Here is a 25449-nt window from a genome sequence, read left to right as displayed (position 1 = left end):
TCTTTAGGATTTATGCGATTTTTCTTTTCTTAGTAGTTCTCTATAGTAGACTGGAGATTGGCCAGTCCAACGCAAGAATGCCCGCCTGAAGCAAGTTGTTTCAGCGTAGCCGAGTTCTTGTGCAATTTCGCCCACCGACAGCGTACTATGCGCTAGGCATTCTAGAGCTAAATCGTGTCGAGCATGGTCCAACAGATTTTGAAACGAGCTATTAACATCTCTGAGGCGCCGACTGAGCGTTTTAGGCGACATATACAATGCCTGAGCGGCAGCATTTAAAGAACCGTAGCGATGCAGGCTAGAGCGTAATAACAATAATATTTGCGTCGTTACATCATGAATCTGCTGGGCGGCCCATTCCCGGTGTATGTGCTCACAATATCCACGCATCATATGATATTGGATGGGGTTAGAACGGGGCAATGGCGCTGCGAGCAGTTCGGCCGGAAAATACATTGCGTTTTCTAGGGAGTTGAAGTCGGCATTGCAACCAAATACCTTAAAATAAAAGGGTTCATGTGTAGGGCGCTCTTTATACACCAAAGAGAGTCGTTTAACATCTAATGGCTTGCCTAAAACACCGCTTATTTGCATGTACCATGAGGCCAGGCACATATCTGTATTGATTACTGTCAAATCTGGACGATAGTGATAGCCGCTAGCAGTCGTTATCGCCATCGTACCGTCTATTCTAAGACTTTGTTTAAAGTAACTAACTTGCAATAGCGGAAAATCTAATAAGCATTGCAATGCTTCACCTAAAGTTGGCGCGGTTAGCATCGCAGCTCCGAGAATGCCGTAAGCATAGATGTCTAGTGCTTGCCCAATGCGTAGACCAATTGATGTGTCACCACAAGCAGTAAATATATTGCTAAATACAGTAAGCTCATGCGCGTGTGTGACCATTCTCATCTTTTCCGGAGTTTGTAAATCCTCCAGAGTCACCCCGCTATTTGCCAGTGCAATATGTGCTGGAACCCCCATCTTGCCTGCTATTGCCACTGCAGTGGCAATAGTTTGTAATGGAGTCGGGGCATTAGCGGGGGACATGGCTTCATAAGTCATATGGGTATGCACTTTTTTGTGTATCATCTCTAAAAGAGTATATTGATCAAAGTTTAAGTGTAAATTTAACTTGGTAGCCGCCTTCGTCAAGCGCGCCGCGTATCCATCTAGGATATTGATAAAAGCCACCAGCTCGCTCTTTGGGATAATAACTGCAGCTTGGTAACGTGTCCAAAAGGTCGCCACGGCTCAGCGTAAAGTTTTGCCGCCTATTCATTAGGGTGTGATAAGCATATTTGAATTTGAAGAGGCCAAATAACGTTAGCAATCTATTTGGGTGAATAGCGAATGAAATATTATCTTGTGACCTCCTCACTCATTTTCTAGGGATAAGAAATATAACTATTTATTAATGGCTGGTCAGGCGAGATATTTTAGAATATTTGATAGCATTATTGTAATTGTTAAAAATTCCCATATTTCCTGACTTTTTTAACCCAAAATGGCTCGCATACATTTCAAATATAATTTAATCTCTAGTGAATAATTTCTAATTGATAGAATTCGGATTCTACCCCCTTAAACCAACATTTTGCTCAAACGCCTGTTGCAACCCCGCAACCGCCTCCCGCAAATCCTCCGCCTCAGTCACCGCCCGCACCACTGCTGCACTGCCCACACCTGTTGCTAATACATTAGCCAGTACAGCATGATCAATTCCACCAATCGCAACCAATGGTACTTTCTCTTTAAGCAACTGCACATAACGCGTCAGTCGACTTAATCCTTGTGGTGCAGTTGGCATGACCTTGGTCGTGGTCGCAAACACTGCACCGAGTGCAATATAACTTGGTTGGAAGTGGTTCGCAACTAGCATTTCATAGTAGCCGTGGGTTGAGAGTCCAAGGCGTAATCCTGCGTTGGCGATAGTGTGTAATTGCGCTGTGGATAGATCTTCTTGACCTAGGTGAACGCCATAAGCGCCAGCCTCAATGGCAAGTTGCCAGTGGTCGTTGATAAAAAGCTGCGCATTATGCAAGCGAGCGGCTTGCACGGCTCGTTTGATTTCCGCTTGGAGCATTGAGTGCTCGGTTTTTACGCGTAATTGGAGGGTTTTTACGCCCAATTCAAGCAAGCGTTCAACCCAATCGGCGTTTGGCACAACGGGATAGAGTCCGAGCTGCCAAGGGCAGGTCGCAAAAGCTGTGTTGGGACGTTGATCTAGCCCTACTACGCGCGGAAAATACTCATAATCAACTGGCCAGGCGTCGTTGGCCGCTAGATTATCCGTGCGCCATGCATGGGCTAGAACAAGCGCATCATGCGGCATAAAATGACATTCAAGAAACGCGGCAAAGGCAGCGAGCCAAGCGTCTGATCGAGCACCGGCTAATGAGTATACTTTGTCGCCATATTGTAGCGATATGGTTTTGTCCGCGACAGTGAGCACGCCGGCAGCCGCGGCAAAATAGCTAGATTCTGCCTGCGCAGCGTCTGTGGTGCTATACAGAATGATTAAATCATGCGCCTCAATAGATTGGGGGATAGCACTGCATAAACGCCATGGTATCGAAGGCGATGGCCACTGGCCTAAACGGGCGCGAATGCGGTCTGCGGTTGCGCGTAATGCGTTATCCGGCGGCCAAAACGTGGTTTGGCCTGCTAAAGTGGGTAAAGAAATTGGCCTGTTCATATTTATTTATGGGGTTGGCGTTTGGTGCCAAAATGGCATTCCGACTACAGGGGTGCTGGCTTGAGCACTCTCTTGTACTGGCATGGGCCCAGCCAAATAAGCGACGCGCCCTGCGCGTACTGCTGCGGCGAAGGCGTGCGCCATTTGTACCGGGTAGGTGGCTTGAGAAATTGCAGTATTTAATAGAACCCCGTCAAACCCCCATTCCATGACTTGACACGCATGGGAGGGTACGCCAAGGCCGGCATCTACAATCAAGGGTATATCAGGCAATCGCTCGCGCAATAAACGTAAACCATAAGGATTAACAATGCCCTTGCCGGTACCAATGGGGGCTCCCCACGGCATGAGTACCTCGCAGCCCGCATCAAGTAAGCGTTGTCCAACCACAAGATCCTCTGTACAGTAAGGCAAGACTTTAAAGCCGATCCGCACGAGTTGAGCTGCTGCTTCAACTAAACCTATTACATCTGGCTGTAAGGTGTAATCATCGCCAATTAATTCTAGTTTGATCCAGTCAGTACCGAATACTTCGCGCGCCATTTGAGCCGTCGCTAAAACTTCTTGTACCGTATGGCAGCCTGCTGTATTGGGTAAAAAAGGGATGGCGTGGCTTTTAAGGGTGGTGAAAAAGCCGGTATCCGCTGCCGCGGCCTGGTTTATCTGGCGGCGTAATGCAACTGTCAATAACGCTGGTTGCGCCGCCTCAATTGAATGCCTGAGGATTTGCAATGATGGATAACGGGCCGTGCCTAGAAATACACGGCTATTAAAGGTTTGCCCATAGAGGGTTAAAGTGTCGGCCGCGGCGCTTGAATTCATTTAATCCTCAAAAGAAAGTAGACGTGTCTATTTTTTACCTGAGCAAGGTGTTGGCGGTTTAATTCTTAGCCGCCCATAACTGGCTGTACGACATCAATACAATCACCTTCTTTGAGCAAGTGCTGAGGGTAATCTCGCTGCGCGACAAAGACCCCATTAACCGCTGCTGCGAATGGGGCGTGCGCCGCATACGCTTCGAGGGCATTGGCTAGGCTCGCGCCTGGCAGAAGCTCGAAAGGGTGTTGATTAATTATAACTTGCATAAGTCAACCTATAGGATGCAGAGGAGAGTTCTGAAATAAGGCCGGCCAGCGGGTTTGCTGACGCCATGCATCAAATGCGTCTGGATCGGTCATTTTACCGGCTAGAAGTAGCTCAATCATGGCAAATGCTTGTTGGCAGAGCGCCGGTGCAATTAAATAGCCGTGCCGAGACAAGCCATTAATCCGCAGTATACGCGCGCCATCCCAGGCAATTGCTGGCTGGTGATCCGGTAGAGTTGGGCGGCATTGCGTATTGAGCTCAAGAATACGCGCTTCGCCAAATGCTGGGTGCACTGAAAAAGCTGCGCTTAATAGTTCAAGTGCGCTGCGCACACTTACTGCCGATTGATCTTCGCTTTCAATTTCAGTCGCGCCAATAACGTATATGCCATTTTCTTTAGGGGCAATATACAGAGGATAGCGCGGGTGTAAAAGTCGTACGGGCCGGGTCAGGCCAAGATTGGCCGCCTGGACCCGAATGACTTCACCCCGCACGCCGCGTAAGGCCGGCCAGCTTGGTTTGGCGCCTAGTCCGCGGCAATCTATAACCAGGCCAGCCGTAGGCAGTGCTAAATCGTCAATGGTCACGCCCCAATGCAATTCAGCTTTATGCTGGGCCAGTCCTGTCGCTAAAGCGGCGAGTAGCTGCCGATTATCAAGTTGACCTTCGTGTGGCAGCAGCAGGGCTTGCGAAAAACGTGTGCCCAGCGCGGGTTCTGCGGCTTGCAGCGCGGGCCCTTGCAGTTTAACTATACCGGCTTGTTGCAGGTCGGCTGAAAGGTGGGCGCGCATGCTTTGTTCAAAGAGCAAGGCTTGCGCGCGATCTGCCGTGTGCCAGACGACCAAGGTGCCATTGCGCTGAAAAAATACGGGTTCTGGTAACTGAGCCAAGATAGCGGGCCAAAGAGCCAGTGATTCTATACCCAGCTCGGCGATCCGTACTTCAGCGAGCGCGGCTTCTGCTAACGGCGCTAACATGCCGGCAGCGGCCCAGGCGGCGGCCTGACTACCCGTTGCATCGCCACGCTCATAAAGCGCCACGCGGTAACCGCTACGGACGAGTTGCCAACCCATTAAGCGGCCCATCAGCCCACCGCCGATAAGTGCAATATCAGGCGCTGTTGTAACGGGGCGAGGAGTGGCCGGCGCCATAGTTTGGGGCATGGGGTTCAAAATTTGAGCGTCAAATAGAAAAGGATGCGTGCCAAATACAATTTAGCAACTAATTTAGTTTAAACAATCAGCATATAATATGGAATTTACTCCAACTTGAAAACCCATGGTTAAAGTTCAGCCCGCTCAACCTGAATCTGAAAACGATATGGGGGAACCCGCTGTCGATGCGCTACCTAATAGCTATGAGGTCGCTCTGGCTGAGCTTGAGGCCCTCATTCGGCAAATGGAAGGGGGTAGTTTGAACCTTGAGGCATCTATTACTGCGTATCGGCGCGGCGTAAGCTTAGTGACCTATTGTCGGCAGCAGCTTGAAAAAGTAGAGCAGCAAGTACGCGTGCTCGACGGTGAAATGCTTAAACCCCTTGAAACTAATCACTTGTCTTCAGGGGCATGAATGGGGACGGATTTTGCAATCTGGCGTCAGGCCATTCTCGCCCGCACTGAGCAAGCGCTTGAGACTTATCTGCCGGCCGTTACTGCGCCACCTAGCCAGCTCCATCAGGCTATGCGGTATGCATTGCTGGGACATGGCAAGCGCATTCGTCCGCTGCTCTGTCATGCCGCGGGCCTTATCACCGGAGCGCCCTCTAGCGTTCTTGACGTTGCGGCGGCAGCACTTGAAATGGTCCATGCCTATTCGCTCGTCCATGATGACCTACCTGCAATGGACAACGATGACTTGCGGCATGGCAAACCTGCGGTACATATAAAATATGGTGAAGCGACTGCACTATTAGTCGGAGATGCATTGCAGACACAGGCGTTTATGACTCTAACTCAAAGTCCGCTTGAGTTCGCGCAGCAAGCCATACTCGTTCGTGAGTTAGCGGCAGCCAGTGGTTCGCAGGGTATGGCGGGTGGGCAAATGATTGATTTGCAAAGCGTCGGTGGCGAGCTTTCGCCGGCGGCGCTTGAGACTATGCATCGGATGAAAACAGGGGCCTTGCTAAGTGCCGCGGTGCGCATAGGCGCTTTATGCGGTCAAAATGCGGATACTTGTAAAAAAGCGCTGGATGAATATGCGGCTGCTATTGGGCTTGCATTTCAAGTGGTAGACGATATTCTTGATGTGAGTGAAAATTCAGCAACGCTTGGCAAAACAGCGGGCAAAGATAGCCAAAATGGCAAGCCAACTTATGTGTCAGTGCTTGGGCTTGACGCATCGCAGCGCTTGGTTAAGCAATTGCATCGCCAAGCCCAAGTAGCGCTTGTGCCGCTTGGAAAGCAAGCTCATTGGCTCGCTCATTTAGCGGATTTGGTGATTGATCGAGTATGCTAAGCCGTTCGTCTCAGCCAGAGCACTCCTAGCTAGAGGAGGCGAAAATCGCTTCTATTAAAAGTGAAATTTAAATGAGTGAGTTGTTAAATACGATTAATGAGCCAGCGCAGCTACGTAAACTTAGACGCAGCGAGTTAGAGCGTTTAGCTAATGAGTTGCGCGCTTTTGTGCTGAATAGCGTAGCGCGCACAGGGGGGCATTTGTCCTCTAATCTGGGCACGGTCGAGCTCACCATCGCGCTACATTATGTTTTTAATACTCCTCATGATCGGATTGTATGGGATGTGGGGCATCAGTCCTATCCTCATAAAATTCTGACGGGCCGGCGTGAGGCGATGTCAACATTACGCCAACTAGGCGGTCTCTCGGGTTTCCCCTGCCGCAATGAATCTGAATATGATGCGTTTGGCACAGCGCATTCAAGCACCTCCATTTCAGCGGCGCTTGGGATGGCGCGCGCTAGCCAATTAAAAGGCGAAAAGCGTTTTTCAATTGCGGTGATTGGTGATGGGGCAATGACGGCTGGCATGGCCTTTGAAGCAATGAACAATGCCGGTATTTATGACGATCTGCCATTAATTGTAATTTTAAACGATAATGAGATGTCGATTTCGCCGCCAGTAGGGGCGTTAAACCGCTATTTAGCACGGCTTATCTCGGGTCGTTTTTATGCGGCGGCGAAGAAAGGTGTGGGACAAATTTTAAGCATTGCGCCACCCGTACTTAAATTTTTGCGCCGCATGGAAGGGCATGCGAAAGGCATCGTGGTGCCGGCTACGTTCTTTGAGGAGTTTGGCTTCAACTATATTGGTCCAATTGATGGGCACGATTTGAAGTCTTTGATTCCAACGCTGTGTAACCTCAAAGAACTCAAAGGGCCGCAATTTCTGCATGTTGTGACTAAAAAAGGGCAGGGCTACAGCCTTGCCGAAGCCGATCCAGTGCTCTATCATGGCCCTGGCAAATTTAACCCGGCTCAGGGCATTCAATCTGTTCCGGCAGTGCGCAAAACCTACACTCAGGTGTTTGGCGAATGGCTGTGCGATATCGCTGAACAAGATGAGCGCGTGATTGGCATTACACCTGCCATGCGTGAAGGTTCAGGTTTGATCGAATTTGAGCAACGTTTTCCTAATCGCTATTATGATGTTGGCATTGCTGAGCAACATGCGGTGACTTTTGCAGGTGGCTTGGCAGTTGAAGGTTTAAAACCCGTGGTGGCCATTTACTCCACCTTTGTGCAGCGCGCTTATGATCAATTGATTCATGATATTGCGTTGCAAAATCTGCCGGTATTGTTTGCCATAGACCGCGCGGGTCTAGTGGGGGCGGATGGCGCAACTCATGCGGGGGCGTATGATATTGCGTTTTTACGCTGTATTCCAAATATGACGGTGATGGCGCCCTCAGATGAAAACGAGTGCCGGCAAATGCTGTATACCGCCTTGCAACAGTCGGGGCCTACCGCAGTGCGTTATCCGCGTGGCGCCGGACCGGGGGTTGCTATACAAAAACCAATGAAGGCATTGCCGCTGGGCAAAGGCGAGGTGCGACGTATGTCAACCCAGCCAGTAGGTCAGCGGATTGCGATTCTTGCCTTTGGCTCAATGGTAGCGCCAAGCTTGGCAGCGGCGGAGACATTAAATGCTAGCGTAGCCAATATGCGCTTTATTAAGCCGCTTGATGCAGCGCTGGTGCATCAATTGGCTCAGACGCATGACGCACTGGTTACGGTTGAAGAGGGATGCGTGATGGGGGGCGCGGGTTCAGCCTGTATTGAAAGCTTGCTCGCGGCAGGGATTCAATGTCCGGTTTTACAATTAGGTTTGCCTGACAATTTTATTGCGCAAGGCGACCCAGCGCGGCTTTTGGCAAATTGTGGTTTAGATAGCATCGGTATTGCGCAAGCAATTCGTCAGCGTTTTTTGATGCATGCAACAGAACACTTAGGCGCGACCAGCGCGTCAGAATTAATGATATAAAAAGCTCAGGAAAGTATTGTTTTATGAATGGATTAAACTCTGTTGCTGTCATGTCAGATGTGCAAGGCAGTATTGACACCCGTCAAATCCCAATTCAACGGGTCGGCATCAAAGCTGTGCGTCATCCGCTTACGGTGCGTAGCGCAACCGGTGCGAGCCAACCAACCATTGGCCTTTTTGATCTTGATGTGTATTTGCCAAGCACCCAAAAAGGCACGCATATGTCGCGTTTTATTGCGCTCCTGGGGGACAGCACTGTAGATGCTATGACGGGGGAGGCTATCGCGCTTGATCTTGCTGGTTTTCAAGCGATGCTGATGAAAATGTTGGCTAAACTAGAAAGCCCAGCAGGGCGCATTGAAGCCACTTTTCCTTATTTTATGAATAAGACGGCGCCTATATCCGGCGTTAAAAGCTTGCTTGATTATGAAGTGAGCTTTATTGGCGAAGCGCAAGGTGAGCGTAGCCAGATTTTTATGAAAGTGCTCGTGCCGGTGATGAGCTTATGCCCGTGTTCAAAAGAAATTTCTTTATACGGTGCGCATAACCAGCGTTCGCACCTCATTATTAAAGCAGAATTGAAAGATGATCAACTACCGGTTGAGGATCTGATACGGATTGCTGAAGAGTCTGCATCTTGTGAATTATGGGGGCTTTTAAAGCGACCAGATGAAAAATTTGTGACTGAGCGCGCGTATGACAATCCGAAATTTGTTGAAGATTTGGTGCGCGATGTGGCCAGTCAGCTCAACCAAGATGAACGGGTTGTCGCTTATGTGCTAGAAGCTGAAAATTTTGAATCGATTCATAATCATAGCGCTTATGCGTTGGTTGAATATGACAAACGACAAAGTGCGAAACCTACTTAAAATGGAGCAAAGAGCTCCTAAATAGTTGCTAAATCCCAGCGTGGTCGTACGGTAAAGGCGTACTGCTTGCGCGCTTGCTCCGGCCAGCGCGCAAGCCTGAGCGCGCCAGCCAGTGCAATCATAGCGCCATTATCTGTACATAGCGCCAAATCTGGGTAATAAACTTCAAATGCGTGCTGTTGCGCCGCGATTTTAAGTGCGGCGCGGAGTTGTTGATTCGCGCCCACGCCACCCGCCACGACCAGCCGAGTTAGGCCCGTTTGTTTAATCGCTTTGATGGATTTTGCCGTCAGCACATCAACCATCGCAGCCACAAAGCCCTGCGCCAGATCTGCTTTGGCCGACTCATAAAGTGGCTGGTCAGATTGCTTTATATAAGTGAGCACAGCCGTTTTAAGGCCGCTAAAGCTGAAGTCGAGATCTTTTGAATGAAGCATTGGCCGCGGTAGGATCACCGCTCCTGGGGTCCCACTTAGTGCTAAGTGGGATACGGCGGGGCCGCCCGGATAATCTAGCCCGAGCAGTTTCGCTGTCTTGTCAAATGCCTCTCCCGCAGCATCATCGAGCGTTTCGCCCAACATTTCGTAATTGCCAATATCTGTCACGCGCATTAACTGGGTATGACCACCCGAAACTAATAAAGCAATAAACGGAAACTCCGGGGGCGTGCTCGCGAGTAACGGCGACAATAAATGCCCTTCCAAATGATGGATGCCGAGTACGGGCTTATCCCATGCCAGCCCAAGGCCATTGGCAACGCTAGCGCCAACCAGTAATGCTCCGGCAAGTCCTGGCCCTTGGGTAAAAGCGATAGCATCAATCTCTGCAGGTGTAATCGCTGCTTGCTGCAAGATTTGTTGGAGTAAGGGCAAGATACGCCGAATATGATCGCGCGAAGCCAATTCAGGCACGACTCCGCCATATGCGCGGTGCATGTCAATTTGCGAATGTACAGCATGAGCTAATAAGCCGCGCTCTGTATCATAAAATGCGAGGCCGGTTTCGTCGCAAGAGCTTTCGATGCCAAAAACGAGCATAAAAATGACAAATGATAGCTAAATATACGAGAAAAATGAATCTTTTGTTTTCTAATGGGTAGCGTTAAATAACGGATTGAACGCTGTTGGGTGCATGCCCGTGAAAGTTCGCTAAACCTCATGCTTGGGTTTAGATTGACCTCAATACCTTGCAAGCAGTCGATAAAAGCTATGTCACGGCTGAGCTGCGTGAAGTCCATAGCGATATGGTCTATGCGTGCCAAATTAACGGTAAAGCAGGTTATATCCCGCTCTTACTGCTGCTTGAACATCAGTCGACTGCCGATAATATCGGAAGAGTGATTTTATCGGTTTCATTTGTTCACTGGTAGAGCAAGGCATCTTAAATATGGCACTATCTCATACGACAGAACCGTACTTTGTTGCTATCATAGAATATATAAATTCAAACGAACAAACCGGGCAAACTGAAGCAACGGAAAAATTCTTTAAGATATTGAGCACAGCATTACCTGAAAAGCAGGAGAGTATTATGAATTTTAACGAAAAATTGCGGCAAGAAGGTAGGCAAGAGGGTCGACAAGAAGGGGAGTACCAGAAAGCGCTCGCTATCGCTAAAAAAATGCTGGCCGAGGGATTAGAATCTTCCTTTGTGAAGGAAGTGACGGGTCTTTTTGACGAGGACATCATAAAAATCATGCCTCAACACTGAGCGTTTTACTCCTACCAGAATCGCTCTGAAGGATATGTAAGAGTTTTACTTTCAATATGCTATAATCGATGTTTTTGTTGTACGGCCCTATTTATAAACCTACGCTAAACACATGACCACTATTCGCGTTAAAGAGAATGAACCGTTTGAAGTAGCAATGCGGCGCTTTAAGCGCACGATTGAAAAAAATGCGCTTTTAACCGAGCTGCGCGCGCGCGAGTTTCGCGAAAAGCCAACGGCTAAGCGCAAACGCAAAAAAGCCGCAGCAGTCAAACGCCATTTTAAGCGTTTGCGCAGCCAGATGTTGCCTAAAAAACTCTATTAATCTTTTCGGCGTTGTCGGTCTGCTGCTTTTCTAAATGAAATAAACCGTGGATGGAAAGCGAATCGTGATTCTTAAAAATCGGATTAACGAGGACATCAAGGCTGCTATGCGAGCCCGTGATGCAGGTCGGCTAGGAGCGTTGCGTTTGTTGCTGGCAGCTATTCAGCAACGGGAAATTGACGAGCGTATCGAGCTAGATGATGCCGCAGTTATTGGCATCATCGATAAGTTGGTTAAGCAAAGAAAAGAATCTATCGTTCAATTCCAGAATGCTGGCCGATTCGATTTAGTCGCTAAGGAAGAGGCTGAGCTTGCTATTTTGCAAGTATATCTGCCGCAACAGCTTACGGATGAAGAGATCGCAGCCGAAGTGCAAGCTGCCCTGACGCAAACCAGCGCTGCGGGTCCTCAGGCTATGGGTAAAGTAATGGCGCTGCTGAAAAGCAGCTTGGCGGGTCGAGCTGATATGACTGTAGTCTCAATGCAAGTTAAGGCGGCGTTGTCAGCTTCGGCATCTACGCGTTAACAAGTTCTGCGCTTATTTCTCTAGGCGACACGACCTACATGTGCTTATCAAAGTGCACGATTAGCGCTTAATCAATCCCTTACCGATAACCAGAAAGTCGATCTTATCCAATCGGAGTCAGTTCTATAATGATTCCCCACACTTTTTTGCAGGATTTACTCAACCGCATCGATATTGTTGAAGTGGTGGGTAAATATGTGCAGTTAAAGAAAGGGGGGGCGAATTTTATGGGCTTATGCCCATTTCATACAGAAAAAAGCCCGTCTTTTACGGTGAGTCCAGCCAAGCAGTTTTACCATTGTTTTGGCTGTGGTGCACATGGCAGTGCAATTGGTTTTTTGATGGAGCATACAGGGCTTGCGTTTGTAGAAGCGGTGACTGAGCTAGCCCAATCTGCTGGATTGACGGTCCCGCATGAGCCTCAATTTAATGGGGCTCATGCCAATTCTTATGGCGTTGCCACCAACCTGCGCAATGCGGCAAACAGTTTGGTAGACACCATGCGGCAAGCTTGTGATTACTATCGCAAACAATTGCGCGGTGCCGCGCAAGCCATTGACTATTTGAAAAAGCGTGGCTTAAGCGGCGAAGTGGCAGCTCGTTTTGGGCTCGGTTACGCTCCCGCTAACTGGCAAAATTTAAACGCAGTATTTGCTGAGTATCGAGCGCCTGAGCTGAGCCAGGCGGGTTTGGTGATTGATAGTCAGAAAACGGATGTGCAAGGCCAGCCGCGCCGTTATGATCGTTTTCGCGATCGTATTATGTTTCCTATCCGGAATCCACGGGGCCAGGTGATTGGCTTTGGGGGGCGAGTGATTGAAAATGGCGAGCCAAAGTATTTGAATTCACCGGAAACGCCCTTATTTAATAAAGGGAGCGAGCTATACGGCTTGTTTGAGGCCCGTGCGGCCATTCGCGATAAAGGTTATGTGCTGGTCGTGGAAGGTTATATGGATGTCGTTGCGCTGGCACAACTTGGTTTTCCTAACGTTGTTGCTACGCTTGGCACGGCTTGTACGCCCAATCATGTGCATAAGCTACTGCGGCAAACGGATCAAGTCGTCTTTAGTTTTGACGGTGATGCTGCGGGCCGGCGCGCGGCGCGGCGCGCGCTTGAGGCATCTTTGCCCCATGCCACAGATAACCGGATTATCCGCTTTTTGTTTTTACCCGCGGAACATGATCCAGATAGCTACCTGCGTGAATACGGGGCCGCAGCATTAGCTCGCGAAATTGAAGGTGCGTTACCGTTGTCGCAATTTTTATTGAATGAAATTCTTTCTAACAAACTTCTGGCACAGTCAGAAGGACGCGCACAAGCCTTATTTGATGCCAAACCATTATTGCAAAGTTTGCCGGCCAATGCTTTGCGCGCCCAAATCTTGCATCGGTTAGCGACGCAACTTGAATTGCCGCTGGCTGAGGTGACGGCTTTATGTCAGCTTAAAGACGCACCGCCTCAAGCCAGCCGCGCGGCGCCAGTGCGTGGCGAACGGCGGCGCGTGACAGATAACGAGCAACGTGCGCTACGTAATTTGATTGCCTGGCCACGGATTGCGCACACTTTAGATGAAGAGGAGCGACACATACTGCTGAATATTACGCGCCATAAAATATTTTTTGCAGAGGTGTTAGCACACGCCCAAGCGCTAGGCAGCACAGCAAATTTTAGCGTGCTTTCGGATTTATTGAGAAATTCTCGCAATGCGCCAGCTTTTGAGGAGATTTTTAGAGAAATTCTTGTCTATGATGAAAATGTACGTGATTTGATGCATGGCAAGTTGGATATGTCGCATATGGATAGCGATCATTATCAAGAGCAAGAGCGCTTAGCTGGCGTGGAATTGCGAGCGGCTATTATTAAGTTACGTTACAGCGTGCTGTGTGAGCGCCGCGAACATTTAGCCAAGCAATTGAAATTATCGACTGAAGAAGCTGTGGAATTTGCGAAATTGTTACAGCAAACAGCAGAGCTCAAGCAGCGTTTAGCGAGTAGATAAGATATAAAGTCTTAATTAAGATAAGTTCACATGTTAAAATAGTCGGTTTTAGCTGGCTATTTTTAAAAGCAAAGGTAGAATGGTAATGGCAAAGACGGTAAGCGAAAAAACAGCGGGCAGTAACGTAACCGGGGGGCGGAAGAAATCTGTCGCCGGTAAAGCTAAATCAAGCAAAACCGTGGCTGAGGCTGCGCAAGCCCGGCCGATTACTGATGTCGAAACTGATGCGCCACAGCAAGAAGAAGGTTCTGGCAAAGGTGAAAAAATAAAAGCTCGAGATCGTCGTGCCAGAGAGAAAGCTTTATTAAAAGATGCTTTTGCATCGCATCAGCCTGGCACCACTGAAGAGCTTGAAGAGCGGCGGGCGAAATTACGCACACTGATCAAATTGGGCAAGGAACGAGGCTTCCTGACTTTCGCTGAAATTAACGATCATTTACCTGACGATTTAGTTGAAACCGAAGCGCTAGATAATATTATCAGCACTTTTGGCGATATGGGTATTTCTGTTTATGAGCAAGCCCCTGATGCAGAAACTCTGTTGCTAAGTGACAACGCGCCAGCGGTAGCCAGCGATGATGAGGCCGAAGAAGAGGCCGAAGTGGCCTTATCCAGTGTCGACTCTGAATTTGGCCGCACGACAGATCCAGTTCGCATGTACATGCGTGAAATGGGAACGATTGAGTTGCTTACGCGTGAAGGTGAAATTGAAATCGCCAAACGCATTGAGCAGGGTTTGAAGCACATGGTCCAAGCCATCTCTGCATGTCCGACAACGATTGCGGATATTCTCGCCATGGCCGAACGCGTGGCGAACGATGAAATTCGGATCGATGAGCTGGTGGATGGCTTGGTCAATGAAGATGCTGCAGATGGGGATGAATTGGTCGAAGCTGAGGTTGATCCAACTGAGACTGAAGCTAGCGAAGCTGATGAAGCAGATGCCGAAGAGGACGACGACGATGGTGCGGCGGCTGAGCGGGCAAATGCTGCGCAGCTGGCTGAATTAAAACAAAAGTCGCTGGAAAAATTTGTGGTTATCGGCGATTGGTTCGACAAAATGCGGCGTGCTTTTGAGAAAGAAGGGTATCAATCAAAAGCTTATCTAAAAGCACAAAAAGCGGTGCAAGCTGAGCTCGTTTCAATTCGCTTTACGGCTCGCACGGTTGAGCGCTTATGCAGCACCTTGCGCGCGCAAGTAGAAGAAGTGCGCGTGGTTGAGCGCCAAATTTTACGGATTGTGGTGGAACGGTGCGGAATGCCACGCGATGAGTTTATTTCGGTTTTTCCGGGGCATGAGACGGATCTTGAATGGGCGCCAAATATTATCGCTAAAGGGCGTTCGTATAGCGCCACGCTCGAGCGTAATTTGCCCGCTGTTCATGAACTGCAACAAAAGCTTATCGATTTGCAAGCGCGTGTCGTCTTGCCTCTTAAAGAGCTTAAAGAAACCAATCGGCAAATGGCAAGGGGGGAGTTAAGCGCCCGTCAGGCCAAACGCGAGATGACTGAAGCCAATTTACGGTTGGTTATTTCGATTGCCAAGAAATACACCAATCGCGGTTTGCAATTTCTTGATTTAATTCAAGAAGGCAATATCGGCTTGATGAAAGCGGTAGATAAATTTGAATACCGTCGCGGTTATAAATTTTCGACTTATGCGACTTGGTGGATTCGCCAAGCCATTACGCGTTCGATTGCCGATCAAGCGCGCACGATCCGGATTCCGGTGCATATGATTGAAACGATTAACAAATTGAATCGGATTGTGCGGCAAATTTTACAAAAAACTGGGCGCGAGCCTGACCCGGCTATTTTAGCTAAAGAAATGGCGATGCCTGAAGACAAAATCAGGAAAATCTTAAAAATTGCGAAAGAGCCTATCTCAATGGAAACCCGCATTGGTGAAGATGACGATTCTCATCTGGGCGATTTCATTGAAGACACGAATACCATCACCCCAGAAAATGCGGCTTTGTATTCCGGCCTACGCGACTCGGTTAAGGATTTATTAGATACTCTGACGCCGCGTGAAGCCAAAGTGCTGCGGATGCGTTTCGGGATTGATATGAGTTCGGATTACACCCTTGAAGAAGTCGGCAAGCAATTTGACGTAACGCGTGAGCGGATTCGCCAAATCGAAGCTAAAGGTATGCGCAAAGCGCGTCACCCAAGCCGTTCTGAGAAACTAAGGCCATATTTGGTGAGCGGCTAAAGAGCAGGATGAAATCACCGGCTGAATCTCCTACCAGTCCATTTATCGATCTGCTGCGCATTCAGCAAATCCGCGCTGAAAATGGCGAGAGTGAGCTGATTTTGCCACTTGAGCCATTTCATCTGAATGCCTGGAAGATTGCACATGGCGGCGTCACGATGACGCTCTTGGATAGCGCATTGGCTTTAGCTGCGCGTAGCGTTGCTGCAGCCAATACCGGCGTAGTGACAGTAGAAATGAAGACCAACTTTATGCAACCTGGGCAAGGTTGCTTGCGCGCGTTCGGGCGCGTCCTTCATAAATCCAGCACAATGGTCTACTGTGAAGGTGAAGTACGCGATAGTAACGACGCTTTTGTAGCCAAAGCGTTAGGCACTTTCAAATTTTTGCGAGAACGGCCGCTGGGCCGTTGCTTAAAGCGAGCCAGTAGCGGGTAATGCATAAGGTAGCGCAAGCCATTTAAGTACTGGCCCAGCCAGTGTTCCTACATGAATTGTGGCGCCGTTTGCAGGTTCAAGCATCGCGAGTTTGACCTCAACTAAGCAATCTACCCCACCGCCAGGCGCGGGCGCTACATTGACCACCATCCCACAGGGTTGCTGCGGATCGGCGAAGTGAAAGACCTCTGCGCCAGGCTCGGCTTGATCTGCATGCGCTAACATCATACGGCGTTTAATGGTCCCTCGATACTGGCTACGCGCGATAATTTCTTGACCGGGATAGCACCCCTTACGAAAATCAACTCCCCCAATCACCTCAAAATTAACCATCTGCGGGACGAATTGATCCTGCGTGGCTTCGGTAATACGTGGCTCGCCCGCATGTATCTCAAGCCAGTCCCAAATAGCCGGCGTAATCGAGGCTAGGTTCGCGCTCAAAGTAGCGCGCTGCGCATGATAGATGGGCTGCGGCGCAGCCCATAGATAACGAGCACAGTGAGTCGGTTGAGCGGAGCTCTCAGAAGCGCAGGGCTGGGCTGCAAGCGGCACATCCGACAAACGTATGAGTGTACCCGCTGCGCTTTCGACTTTGCTGTGCGCTTGCTCTGGCAGGTTTGGAAAAAGCGGGGCTAAAAGCTGTACCGCAGCGCCAGTTAAGCCAATCAGCGTAATGCAATCACTCACATCATTCAGCTTGACCTTGCTGCGCAAAATAAACATAGATAAGCGTTTTTGCACTGCCGCCTGCAAATCACGCGATAACATGAGCTGAATCGTTTCGGCAGCCGTCTCAGAGGTGGGTTGAACCGCGCGCCAAACCAAAAAAGTCGCAAGCAAGCGGCCTTTAATCGAGCACAGCCCTGCAAATTGGGTTTTTTCCGTTGCGAGTTGTGCAATGTTATTGGTCAATTGGCCATGCAGAAAAACGCCTGCATCGGGGCCTGTAGCCTGCAAAACAGAAAATTGATCGAGTATGGTAAAAGCGCTGGCGGTAAGATCCGAAATATTTTTCAAGGAGAGAGACGGTGTTTCGCTCCAACTAGCAGAAGTTATCATGTGCTCCATTTTTTGCCTTAAGATTACGCTAGACTTCGTTATTATATGGGTTTTTGTATGGGCTTTTCATTTTGTATGGGCTTTTCAATATGAGGCACGAGAGGCTTGTGATTAAACAGCAAATAAAAAGGCGATTGCGACTTTATACCGTAAAATTTTTGTGCGTTGTGACGACATTTGTTGCGCTGCTAGCAAGTGGGATTTTTATCTGGGCGAACCTGCCATTACGGCTCGCCCATCCTACGCTTGATGTCACCATCAAGGCCAGCAGTGGGGTGAGAAGCGTGGTCGCACAGTTGCAAAGCGAGGGCTTACCCGTGCGGGCGATGCCATTTGAAATTTTGGCGCGCCTGCTTAAATTGACCACCCAATTGAAAGCGGGCAACTATGAGTTTAAGCAGGGCGTTACATCGTATCAAGTACTGCAAAAGATTGCGCAAGGCGATGTCAGTCAATATGCTGCCACCGTGGTTGAAGGCTGGACTTTCGCGCAAATGCGCGCGGCTCTTGCGCAGCATCCTACTTTAACGCATGATGCGGTTCATCTGACCGATGCGCAATTAATGCGAGCTATTGGCGCACAAGAAACGCAGCCTGAAGGTCTTTTCTTTCCAGATACGTACTTCTTTGAAAAAGGCGCCAGCGAGCTCAGTATTTATCGGCGCGCATATGAACTGACGCAAGAGCGTTTAAGGTTGGCTTGGACGACTCGGGCGGCAGGTTTGCCCTATAAAACACCTTATCAAGTATTGATTGTGGCTTCTTTAATTGAAAAAGAAACGGGCCGGCAAACGGATCGGCCTTTTATTGCGGCAGTTTTTGCTAACCGGTTACGCATCGGTATGGCATTGCAGACTGATCCAAGCATTATTTATGGATTAGCCAACGACTATACAGGCCGCCTGCGCAAAAAAGATTTAAAAATGGATGGACCTTATAACACCTATACCCGCCCGGGTTTGCCGCCCACCCCTATTGCCTTGCCCGGCCAAGCCGCACTGGATGCTGCCACTCGACCAGGGCTGACCGATGCACTGTATTTCGTATCACGTGGCGATGGCACGAGTGAGTTCTCGAATAATTTAACCGACCATAATCGTGCGGTCGACAAATTTATTCGAGGTGTAAGGTGATTACACGCGGTAAATTTATTACCTTTGAAGGGATCGACGGAGCGGGCAAATCGACTCATCTGAATTGGTTTCGCGCGCAGCTTGAGGCCAAATTAAAGCCTGTGCAAGCGGCCGTTATAACGACGCGTGAGCCAGGCGGTACGGTGCTTGGCGAAGCACTACGCGAGCTGTTGTTGCATCAGCCTATGCAGCTAGAAACGGAAGCATTATTAATGTTTGCGGCGCGCTATGAGCATTTGGCAACCGTGATCGAACCAGCGCTTGAGCGTGGCGACTGGGTTTTATCTGACCGCTTTACGGATGCGAGCTTTGCTTATCAAGGCGGTGGGCGAGGACTTGCATTGCCTCGTTTGAATGCGTTAGAAACTTGGGTACAAGGTCGTTTTCAGCCGGATCTCACGGTGCTTTTTGATCTCTCCCCTGAGCTGGCTAATCAACGGCGTGGTTTGGTGCGCGTGCCGGATAAATTTGAGCGTGAATCAGAGGCATTTTTTACCCGCGTACGAGCCGAGTATCTGCGCCGGGCCGCAGAAATGCCCGCTCGTTTTGTGTTGATTAATGCGGCGCAAAGTATCGCCGAGATCCAACAAAAACTAGATGAAATAATTGTACTCTTATGACTCCAATTCTCTATCCTTGGCAACGCACAGACTGGCAACGCCTCTACGCGTTACGTGCCCAATGGCCATCGGCTCTCCTTTTGCACGGTCAGGCAGGGATTGGCAAAGTTAACTTTGCGCGTTATCTTGCGCAAGGGTTGCTCTGCGAAATGCCGCTAACGGATGGCCAGCCCTGTAACCAATGCGCGGCTTGTCATTGGTTTGTCGCAGGCAATCATCCCGACTATCGGGTACTCTGCCCAGAAAATATGGCTCTCACGGCCAGCGATACGGCGCTCACTCAGCCTAGCCGTGAAGAGCAGGAACCCGAGAAAAAAACCCGTGCCCCGAGTAAAGAAATTAAAATTGAACAGGTTAGGGCGCTCTCGGACTTTTGCGCGTTGGGCTCGCATCGCAGCGGTCGACGTGTCGTCTTACTGTATCCAGTTGAGGCGCTTAATGTTGCTGCCGCTAATGCTTTATTAAAAACGCTAGAAGAACCGCCGGCCAATGTGGTTTTTTTCCTCGTTTGCACCCAAATTACGCAACTTTTGCCGACCATTGTCAGCCGTTGTCGTCGTTGGCCAATGCATCTACCGGAATCCGCTCAAGCGTTAGATTGGTTACACGAGCAAGGCTTAAAAAATGCTGCTAGTGCTTTGGCGCATGCGGCGGGTTCGCCCCTTACGGCACTCGCTGATGCTCGCGACGAAAATGCCGCATTAAAGCGTTTTGCACTGGATCAGCTCGCCGCAGGCGCGGCATGCGATCCCTTCGCCTGTGGCGCAAATTTGCACAAAGTACCTATTCCGGTGGTCTTGGGTTGGTTGCAAGCTTGGTTATATGACCTCACCACACTGCGCTTAGCGAACCAGATCCGTTACCACCCAGCGCATCAACACGCCTTAGCTCGCTGCGCCCAACACCTTAATCCGCTGCACTTAGTCCGTTATGCTCGTACGGTTAACTTGCGCCGCGTAGCTGAAAATCATCCGTTGAATGCGCGCTTAGTATTTGAAGAATTATTTTTAGAGTATCGGTCTATTTTTATAGCTCATTGACACAGGCGTACATTATGTCTAAGTCAGTTAACCTCTATATCAGAGACGCCACGCTTGATGACCTACCCGCCATAGTGGCTATCTATAATTCAACTGTGCCATCGTATCAAGTGTCGGCTGACATAGAGCCGATCACAGTCGAAAGCCTGATGACCTGGATCGAGGCGCGTGAAACAAAGACCCGATCCGTCTGGGTAATCGTTTCTGAAAGCGCGGATGAATCTGTTTTAGGCTGGCTCAGTTTTTCGGATTTTTATGGCCGACCAGCCTATAGCGCGACTGCAGAGCTGAGTATTTATATTGAAGAAAGCTGGCGCGGACAGGGGCTCGGCAAACATCTGTTGGCCTGTGCCCTTGAATGTGCGCCATCGCTTGGAATTAGCACTGTGCTAGGCTTTGTGTTTGCGCGCAATACACCAAGCCTTAAGCTTTTTTATAGCTTTGGCTTTTCTGATTGGGGACGATTGCCGCGGGTCGCTAAACTGAATGAGACGGAGCACGATCTTATTATTGTTGGCCGCAAAGTTTAATGCTTAATATAAACGGAATACCTATGTTTGTTGATTCACATTGCCACCTCAACTTTAAAGGCCTAATCGAGCGGTTGCCACAATTGCTTGAAAACATGCGCACTCATTCAGTGAGCCATGCGCTTTGCGTCAGTGTTGATCTCGAAACCTTGCCCGAGGTATTGGCTGTAGCGCAAGCACATGACAATCTATTTGCTTCAGTGGGCGTGCATCCTGACTATGAAAACGTGCAAGAGCCGAGCGTGGCGCAGCTCATTGAGCTGGCAGCGCATCCCAAAGTGGTCGCCATTGGCGAAACTGGGCTTGACTATTACCGGCTAGAAGGACGCGAGCCGGCTGATATGGAATGGCAGCGTGAGCGGTTCCGTACGCACATTCGGGCTGCATGCGCGGTGGGTAAGCCACTCATTATCCATACGCGCGCTGCCGCGCAAGACACCCTAACCTTAATGCGCACAGAAGGTGCAGATAAAGTAGGGGGTGTTATGCATTGCTTCACCGAAAGTTGGCAAGTTGCGCAGGCTGCTATGGAGTTGAATTTTTATATTTCCTTATCCGGGATTGTGACCTTTAAAAACGCGCGCGAGGTGCAAGAACTGGCGCAGAAAGTTCCATTAGAGCGCTTACTACTTGAGACCGATGCTCCTTATTTAGCGCCAATACCACACCGTGGCCAGGTTAATGAGCCGGCTTTTGTTAGCCATGTTGGCCGTTTTGTTGCGCAATTGCGGGGTGAAAATGAAGCGCAAGTGGCACGCGTAACAAGTGACAATTTCTTTAGACTTTTTAAAATCGATGCGCAGGTTGGTTAAGCATTAAGCTAAGCGTTTTTAGTTTTATGCGCTTGGGGCTATTTCAATTAATGTTGCGGTTGCGGGTTGAGCGGGCTTGGATCCGTACTTAAGAGGAACTCGAGTAGCGAATGACGTGACGGTCATGCTGTGCTTATTCATTGCCTCGTCTCTCTTTTTCTTTAAGGCAGGATTTGGCTTTAATAGGTGTGCCGTTTGAAAAACAGCTTTTTGAGCAGATAACTCGACGGTGATTCGTTTATTTGGTTCTCGAGCTATATTATTAATAGATTTTGGTTTATAAACTTTAGGATTCTGTAATGCAGCAGTTTTTCGGTTATTGGTTTTATGTGCATCATTCAGCGATGACATGCTGGTTGCTTCTGCAATAGGCTTCATTTTATCAAGTATATAATTAACATCATCTTGTATAAATGATTGCATAAATTCATCGGAAAAAACAGAACCCCCCTGATTTTTTAATTTTCCTAACTCTTCTGAAAAAGATAGATAAAAATTTCCACTCGGAATCTCTGGCAAATTAAAATCTTTAAGCAGGGAAGCCTGTTCATGCATAGAAATCGACTTTTCAGCCTCCGGTTTTTTTCTTTTGAGAATGCTTTCCTTAAATTGAGAAAATATATTATATTTTTTGAGTTTAAGTGTTGCTCCTAAACCTCTATTACTAGTCAGTTTATTGGGAAGAGAAAATTTAGGCAGGGAAGGCCAGAGCGAGCCTTTATATTTTTCTTGCTTAGTTTTATATTCTTCTGGATGCGCTGGGGTAGAGGTATAGGAAGAGGGGTGGAATTTAATATTTTGATTATGCGTTGACATAAATATACTCCTATACTCTCTTAAAATTAAATTAGAAATTATTTTGGTCCTTAAGAAAAGAGTTTTTGCTGGAAAGCCGATGAACGGTTATGTAAAGCGAATCTGTTCTTTTAAGATTTTATGCGCCAAAAAAATTGAAAAAATCGCTCTACTTTTGGCGCACGTGCATACTTATACAAAACAATTCTCAATCATGCGCCAGGTTTGGTTATCAAACGCTATACTTATGACTTTCCAGGGCATTGTACAACCGGGCGCAGCGCGTAGCCGCTTAAAACTGTAGCGAATCGAAAATAGGGATGAGAATGAATTTTTCAGAGAAAAAAATGCTAGATCGCAAGACATCGTTTGGTGCAACTAGCAAAGCTATATTCTGGTCTTTTATGGGCATCCGAAAAAGCCGTGACTCCAAGCAAGATGCTGAGCGTCTCAACCCGCTTCATGTATTGATTGCGGCTTTGATCGGAGCATCGCTTTTTATCACGGTGTTAATCGTAGTGGCTAAGCTCGCCATTAAAGTCGTGAGCGCGCATTGAGAGTTTTTGGGCCATCGGAGCGGGGTTGGGAACAGTATTCTGCTTTGTATTTGTATTAAAATAACTACATGTTAAATCGAGGTAGGGTCGCTAAAATTTTGCTTAGCGCCCAAAACACTTCAGCAATCATTTTGGGTTTATGTCAATCTATATTCAGAGCTCTACTGTTCCACGCTATCGGACAGTGCAAAAAGATTCAGCGCCGTCATTACTCTCACTGCCGCCCGAAATAAAAAAAGAAATAGAGAATCATCTAGATCATTCAGATTGTTGTGCTTTCTTTGAAGCGCTGACTATCGCGACTTGCAATGGCAGCCCGGTGGATTCACCTACTCTGAAATTACACCTACTGCAGCAAATGGTTCCACTGAAATATCATCGCACTTTGGCTCGTTCGGACGTGAGCTTGCAAGCCTTTGCATGGAGTCAATTGCAGAGGCTATGGGAATCGGAGAAACTTGTTCATGTCGTAGAGAAAGAGCCTGCATTCCTTGAGCTGTTGTACCTTGTTGATCATCCAAAAATATTTGAATTTTTAAAGAAAGAAATTCAACAAAAGCCAGAGTTAAAGCAAAAGCTAAGAGACTGGGTCGAACGCTCTAAAACAGAGAGCGTGCAAGCTATAGCAGCCAATGCGCTAACGATCTTGGTAAAAAGCGGTGTCCAGTTTAACGGGGCGGACTTAATGGGAATCCGGGTTGCTGGGGCAGATCTAATACATGGCGTATTCGATCATGCTCAGCTGCAGGGGGCGGATCTGAGAAATGTCAATCTTCGTAATAGTTGGCTGCGTGGGGCGAATTTAAGCGGCGCACAGATGAAAGGCGTACAGTTTGGTGAGCTGCCGTTTCTCAAAGAAGACAGCTGGGTGAGTTCCTGCGCGTATTCACCGGATGGGGAAACCTGCGCTATTTCCCTTGATAATGGCAATATCAGCGTGTATGAGACTTCGAGCTGGGAAAAAATCCAAACTTTAAACAATCATGGCGATTGGGATATTAGCCTTGCGTATTCGCCAAAAAGCGATCAGATCGCTTCTGGCTGCTGGGGTAATACAGTTCGGCTGTGGGACGTAAAAACGGGTACTGTCGGCCATCTCTTACGCGGTCATCGCGGTCCGGTCCATAGCGTGGCGTATGCGCCGGATGGTAAGCAGATTGCCTCTGGCAGTGGGGACAAGAGAGTGCGGCTGTGGAACGTGGAAACCGGTACTGCCGGGTACACCTTACGCGGCCATACAGGTGACGTTTATAGCGTCGCATATGCGCCGGATGGCAAGCAGATTGCCTCTGGCAGTGGGGACAAGAGAGTGCGGCTGTGGAACGTGGAAACCGGCGCTGTTCAACGCATTTTACGTGGCCATAGCAATGGAATTAGTAGCGTCGTATATTCGCCGGATGGTAAGCAGGTCGCCTCTGGCAGTGAGGACTATACAGTGCGACTGTGGGATGTTGAAACCGGAGCGGTCGGTTACATTTTACACGGCCATAACGATGTTATTTATAGTGTTGTATATTCGCCGGACGGTAAGCAGATCGCCTCTGGTGGTTCGGACAAGGTAGTCCGGCTGTGGGATGTGGAAACCGGTGTTTGCTGTCACACCTTAAGCGGCCATAGCAGTTTTATTAGTAGCGTCGTGTATTCGCCGGACGGTAAGCAGATCGCTTCTGGCGGTGATGATAATACAGTGAGACGATGGGATGTCGAAACAGTAGGTGCTAGTTATGCCTTAAGCGATCATAGCGATAAAATTAATAGCGAGGTATATTCACCGAAAGGTGATCAGATTGCTCTCTGTGAAAACAATACAGTGCAGTTGTGGAACGTTGAAGCCAGGGCGGTCAGTCACATCTTATGCGGCCATAGCGATAGTGTTACTAGCGTTGTGTATTCGCCGGACGGTAAGCGAATTGCCTCTGGTAGTAAGGACCATACCGTGCGGCTGTGGGACGTGGAAACCAGCCAGTGCCAGATGGTGATTCAAGATTTTAACGGGCCAGTGATAAGTATCGCCTGGGAAGAGGTTTTCAATGGCGATTATTTGGTAACCGGCAGTAATAAGTCCATCCGGCAGTGGCGGATCGTAAAAGAGGGGGAGGAATATAAGGCACTTTTGTGCTGGAGTTCGACGCAAGATGTTCTTACACTGCGGGGTGCTTTAATCAAAGGAGTACAAGGTTTGAGCAAAATGAATGAGAGTCTGTTAAGCCAACGCGGGGCAGTATTAGCTTGAAAAGTAAGCGCTCATTATTTGATCGAGCGTGATGGCACGCTGATATGTTTAGTTCCCGATAAATATCGAGCTTGGCATGCTGGCATATCGCAGTGAAAAAACTAGGTTATCAAGTAGCGCCGCTTGAGGATGCAATCCAAGCTTTTAACCAGCACTACTTAGGACGAAAACACGAAGATAAAAAAGAGGGAAAACTTGAGCTTGATGCGGAAGGCAAACTCACTTTGCATCGCCTCCTTGCACTAAAAGTTGGAAACCATAACAATATAGCATTCTCGAAGCTTTTCGCAGCATAGTCATTGTTAACCAGTTGAACGATCTCTTGCTGCTGGAGTGACGTGGCTTTTCGGCGAGTGGCCTTGCGAGCT

General features: G+C 48.7%; 27 protein-coding genes and 1 pseudogene. 20 read left to right on the top strand and 8 right to left on the bottom strand.

From position 1 onward, the window contains the following. Nucleotides 1–3: 3 nt before the first annotated feature. The 5 genes from MPB2EB_RS04780 to MPB2EB_RS04760 all read right to left on the bottom strand — a co-directional run bounded on the left by MPB2EB_RS04780 (nucleotide 4) and on the right by MPB2EB_RS04760 (nucleotide 4947). Entirely contained in the window at nucleotides 4–1194 is a 1191-nt protein-coding gene (locus tag MPB2EB_RS04780) for an AraC family transcriptional regulator (protein ID WP_185181232.1), read from the bottom strand. A gap of 382 nt (nucleotides 1195–1576) precedes the next feature. Continuing rightward, nucleotides 1577–2698, bottom strand: coding sequence for a thiamine phosphate synthase (gene thiE / locus MPB2EB_RS04775; RefSeq protein ID WP_185181231.1), 1122 nt, complete (start codon nucleotides 2696–2698; stop codon nucleotides 1577–1579). Between the two features lie 6 nt (nucleotides 2699–2704). Beyond that, complete coding sequence (locus tag MPB2EB_RS04770; protein ID WP_185181230.1) at nucleotides 2705–3520, bottom strand: thiazole synthase; 816 nt, start codon at nucleotides 3518–3520, stop codon at nucleotides 2705–2707. Nucleotides 3521–3585: 65 nt separating this feature from the next. Then, nucleotides 3586–3783 carry a sulfur carrier protein ThiS gene (thiS, locus tag MPB2EB_RS04765; protein ID WP_185181229.1) on the bottom strand — a complete coding sequence of 66 codons (198 nt, stop codon included), beginning with the start codon at nucleotides 3781–3783 and terminating at the stop codon, nucleotides 3586–3588. 3 nt (nucleotides 3784–3786) lie between these two features. Further along, nucleotides 3787–4947, bottom strand: a complete 1161-nt coding sequence (locus MPB2EB_RS04760) for an FAD-dependent oxidoreductase (protein ID WP_232534416.1) — start codon at nucleotides 4945–4947, stop codon at nucleotides 3787–3789. A 157-nt stretch (nucleotides 4948–5104) separates the two neighbouring features. Here MPB2EB_RS04760 and MPB2EB_RS04755 point away from each other — a divergent pair, with 157 nt between their 5' ends. The 4 genes from MPB2EB_RS04755 to folE2 all read left to right on the top strand — a co-directional run bounded on the left by MPB2EB_RS04755 (nucleotide 5105) and on the right by folE2 (nucleotide 9089). Then, nucleotides 5105–5353 carry an exodeoxyribonuclease VII small subunit gene (locus MPB2EB_RS04755; protein WP_185182664.1) on the top strand — a complete coding sequence of 83 codons (249 nt, stop codon included), beginning with the start codon at nucleotides 5105–5107 and terminating at the stop codon, nucleotides 5351–5353. Next, on the top strand, nucleotides 5354–6238 hold the full coding sequence (locus tag MPB2EB_RS04750; RefSeq protein WP_185181228.1) for a polyprenyl synthetase family protein: 885 nt from the start codon (nucleotides 5354–5356) through the stop codon (nucleotides 6236–6238). A 71-nt stretch (nucleotides 6239–6309) separates the two neighbouring features. Beyond that, on the top strand, nucleotides 6310–8220 hold the full coding sequence (gene dxs / locus MPB2EB_RS04745) for a 1-deoxy-D-xylulose-5-phosphate synthase (RefSeq protein WP_185181227.1): 1911 nt from the start codon (nucleotides 6310–6312) through the stop codon (nucleotides 8218–8220). A 23-nt stretch (nucleotides 8221–8243) separates the two neighbouring features. Beyond that, a complete protein-coding gene (gene folE2 / locus MPB2EB_RS04740; RefSeq protein ID WP_185181226.1) occupies nucleotides 8244–9089 on the top strand; it encodes a GTP cyclohydrolase FolE2 in 846 nt (281 codons plus the stop codon). Nucleotides 9090–9106: 17 nt separating this feature from the next. On the opposite strand, the gene tsaD is transcribed toward folE2, so the two are convergent. Next, nucleotides 9107–10126, bottom strand: coding sequence for a tRNA (adenosine(37)-N6)-threonylcarbamoyltransferase complex transferase subunit TsaD (gene tsaD, locus MPB2EB_RS04735; protein WP_185181225.1), 1020 nt, complete (start codon nucleotides 10124–10126; stop codon nucleotides 9107–9109). Nucleotides 10127–10260: 134 nt separating this feature from the next. On the opposite strand from tsaD, the gene MPB2EB_RS04730 reads away from it, so the two are divergent. The 7 genes from MPB2EB_RS04730 to MPB2EB_RS04700 all read left to right on the top strand — a co-directional run bounded on the left by MPB2EB_RS04730 (nucleotide 10261) and on the right by MPB2EB_RS04700 (nucleotide 16302). Continuing rightward, nucleotides 10261–10458: an Rpn family recombination-promoting nuclease/putative transposase gene (locus MPB2EB_RS04730; RefSeq protein ID WP_370576633.1), complete on the top strand. Its 198-nt coding sequence runs from the start codon at nucleotides 10261–10263 to the stop codon at nucleotides 10456–10458. Between the two features lie 17 nt (nucleotides 10459–10475). After that, nucleotides 10476–10799 (top strand): hypothetical protein, encoded by a 324-nt coding sequence (locus tag MPB2EB_RS04725; RefSeq protein WP_185181223.1) that lies wholly within the window; start codon nucleotides 10476–10478, stop codon nucleotides 10797–10799. A gap of 112 nt (nucleotides 10800–10911) precedes the next feature. Continuing rightward, nucleotides 10912–11124: a 30S ribosomal protein S21 gene (gene rpsU, locus MPB2EB_RS04720; RefSeq protein ID WP_026920659.1), complete on the top strand. Its 213-nt coding sequence runs from the start codon at nucleotides 10912–10914 to the stop codon at nucleotides 11122–11124. Nucleotides 11125–11188: 64 nt separating this feature from the next. Continuing rightward, on the top strand, nucleotides 11189–11650 hold the full coding sequence (locus tag MPB2EB_RS04715) for a GatB/YqeY domain-containing protein (protein ID WP_185182663.1): 462 nt from the start codon (nucleotides 11189–11191) through the stop codon (nucleotides 11648–11650). A 128-nt stretch (nucleotides 11651–11778) separates the two neighbouring features. After that, nucleotides 11779–13650: a DNA primase gene (dnaG, locus tag MPB2EB_RS04710; RefSeq protein WP_185181222.1), complete on the top strand. Its 1872-nt coding sequence runs from the start codon at nucleotides 11779–11781 to the stop codon at nucleotides 13648–13650. 205 nt (nucleotides 13651–13855) lie between these two features. Then, nucleotides 13856–15865 (top strand): RNA polymerase sigma factor RpoD, encoded by a 2010-nt coding sequence (gene rpoD, locus MPB2EB_RS04705; protein WP_370576632.1) that lies wholly within the window; start codon nucleotides 13856–13858, stop codon nucleotides 15863–15865. Nucleotides 15866–15873: 8 nt separating this feature from the next. After that, entirely contained in the window at nucleotides 15874–16302 is a 429-nt protein-coding gene (locus MPB2EB_RS04700) for a PaaI family thioesterase (protein WP_185181220.1), read from the top strand. On the opposite strand, the gene MPB2EB_RS04695 is transcribed toward MPB2EB_RS04700, so the two are convergent. Beyond that, entirely contained in the window at nucleotides 16279–17361 is a 1083-nt protein-coding gene (locus MPB2EB_RS04695) for a folate-binding protein YgfZ (RefSeq protein WP_185181219.1), read from the bottom strand. The two genes, MPB2EB_RS04700 and MPB2EB_RS04695, sit on opposite strands and share 24 nt — an antisense overlap. 167 nt (nucleotides 17362–17528) lie before the next feature. Here MPB2EB_RS04695 and mltG point away from each other — a divergent pair, with 167 nt between their 5' ends. From mltG to MPB2EB_RS04670, 5 genes are read left to right on the top strand one after another with little or no spacing between them, the layout of a single operon-like run. After that, the gene (mltG, locus tag MPB2EB_RS04690; RefSeq protein WP_232534415.1) at nucleotides 17529–18494 is read left to right on the top strand and encodes an endolytic transglycosylase MltG; all 966 of its coding nucleotides are present in this window, start codon (nucleotides 17529–17531) and stop codon (nucleotides 18492–18494) included. Further along, entirely contained in the window at nucleotides 18494–19114 is a 621-nt protein-coding gene (tmk, locus tag MPB2EB_RS04685) for a dTMP kinase (protein ID WP_185182662.1), read from the top strand. Before mltG ends, tmk begins: the two co-directional genes overlap by 1 nt. A gap of 5 nt (nucleotides 19115–19119) precedes the next feature. After that, nucleotides 19120–20154, top strand: coding sequence for a DNA polymerase III subunit delta' (locus MPB2EB_RS04680; protein ID WP_185182661.1), 1035 nt, complete (start codon nucleotides 19120–19122; stop codon nucleotides 20152–20154). Nucleotides 20155–20168: 14 nt separating this feature from the next. Then, nucleotides 20169–20684, top strand: coding sequence for a GNAT family N-acetyltransferase (locus tag MPB2EB_RS04675; RefSeq protein WP_185181217.1), 516 nt, complete (start codon nucleotides 20169–20171; stop codon nucleotides 20682–20684). Between the two features lie 23 nt (nucleotides 20685–20707). Beyond that, nucleotides 20708–21496, top strand: coding sequence for a TatD family hydrolase (locus MPB2EB_RS04670; protein ID WP_185181216.1), 789 nt, complete (start codon nucleotides 20708–20710; stop codon nucleotides 21494–21496). 24 nt (nucleotides 21497–21520) lie between these two features. Here MPB2EB_RS04670 and MPB2EB_RS04665 read toward each other — a convergent pair whose 3' ends face one another. Beyond that, a complete protein-coding gene (locus MPB2EB_RS04665) occupies nucleotides 21521–22312 on the bottom strand; it encodes a hypothetical protein (RefSeq protein ID WP_185181215.1) in 792 nt (263 codons plus the stop codon). A 326-nt stretch (nucleotides 22313–22638) separates the two neighbouring features. Between MPB2EB_RS04665 and MPB2EB_RS04660 the strand changes: the two genes are divergently transcribed. The 4 genes and pseudogenes from MPB2EB_RS04660 (at nucleotide 22639) to MPB2EB_RS04645 (ending at nucleotide 25377) form a co-directional block, all read left to right on the top strand. Then, complete coding sequence (locus MPB2EB_RS04660; protein WP_232534414.1) at nucleotides 22639–22848, top strand: DUF2970 domain-containing protein; 210 nt, start codon at nucleotides 22639–22641, stop codon at nucleotides 22846–22848. Between the two features lie 139 nt (nucleotides 22849–22987). Further along, the gene (locus MPB2EB_RS04655; RefSeq protein ID WP_185181213.1) at nucleotides 22988–25081 is read left to right on the top strand and encodes a pentapeptide repeat-containing protein; all 2094 of its coding nucleotides are present in this window, start codon (nucleotides 22988–22990) and stop codon (nucleotides 25079–25081) included. Then, nucleotides 25082–25171, top strand: a pseudogene (locus MPB2EB_RS04650) (N-acetylmuramoyl-L-alanine amidase); the annotation flags it as partial. A 2-nt stretch (nucleotides 25172–25173) separates the two neighbouring features. Then, on the top strand, nucleotides 25174–25377 hold the full coding sequence (locus tag MPB2EB_RS04645; protein WP_185181212.1) for a hypothetical protein: 204 nt from the start codon (nucleotides 25174–25176) through the stop codon (nucleotides 25375–25377). Nucleotides 25378–25449 lie beyond the last annotated feature (72 nt).

This window comes from Mycoavidus sp. B2-EB (assembly GCF_014218255.1).
Classification (GTDB): Bacteria; Pseudomonadota; Gammaproteobacteria; order Burkholderiales; family Burkholderiaceae; genus Mycoavidus.
The sequence above is the reverse complement of the archived record's forward strand: the minus strand, read 5'-3'. Positions and strand labels throughout refer to the sequence as shown.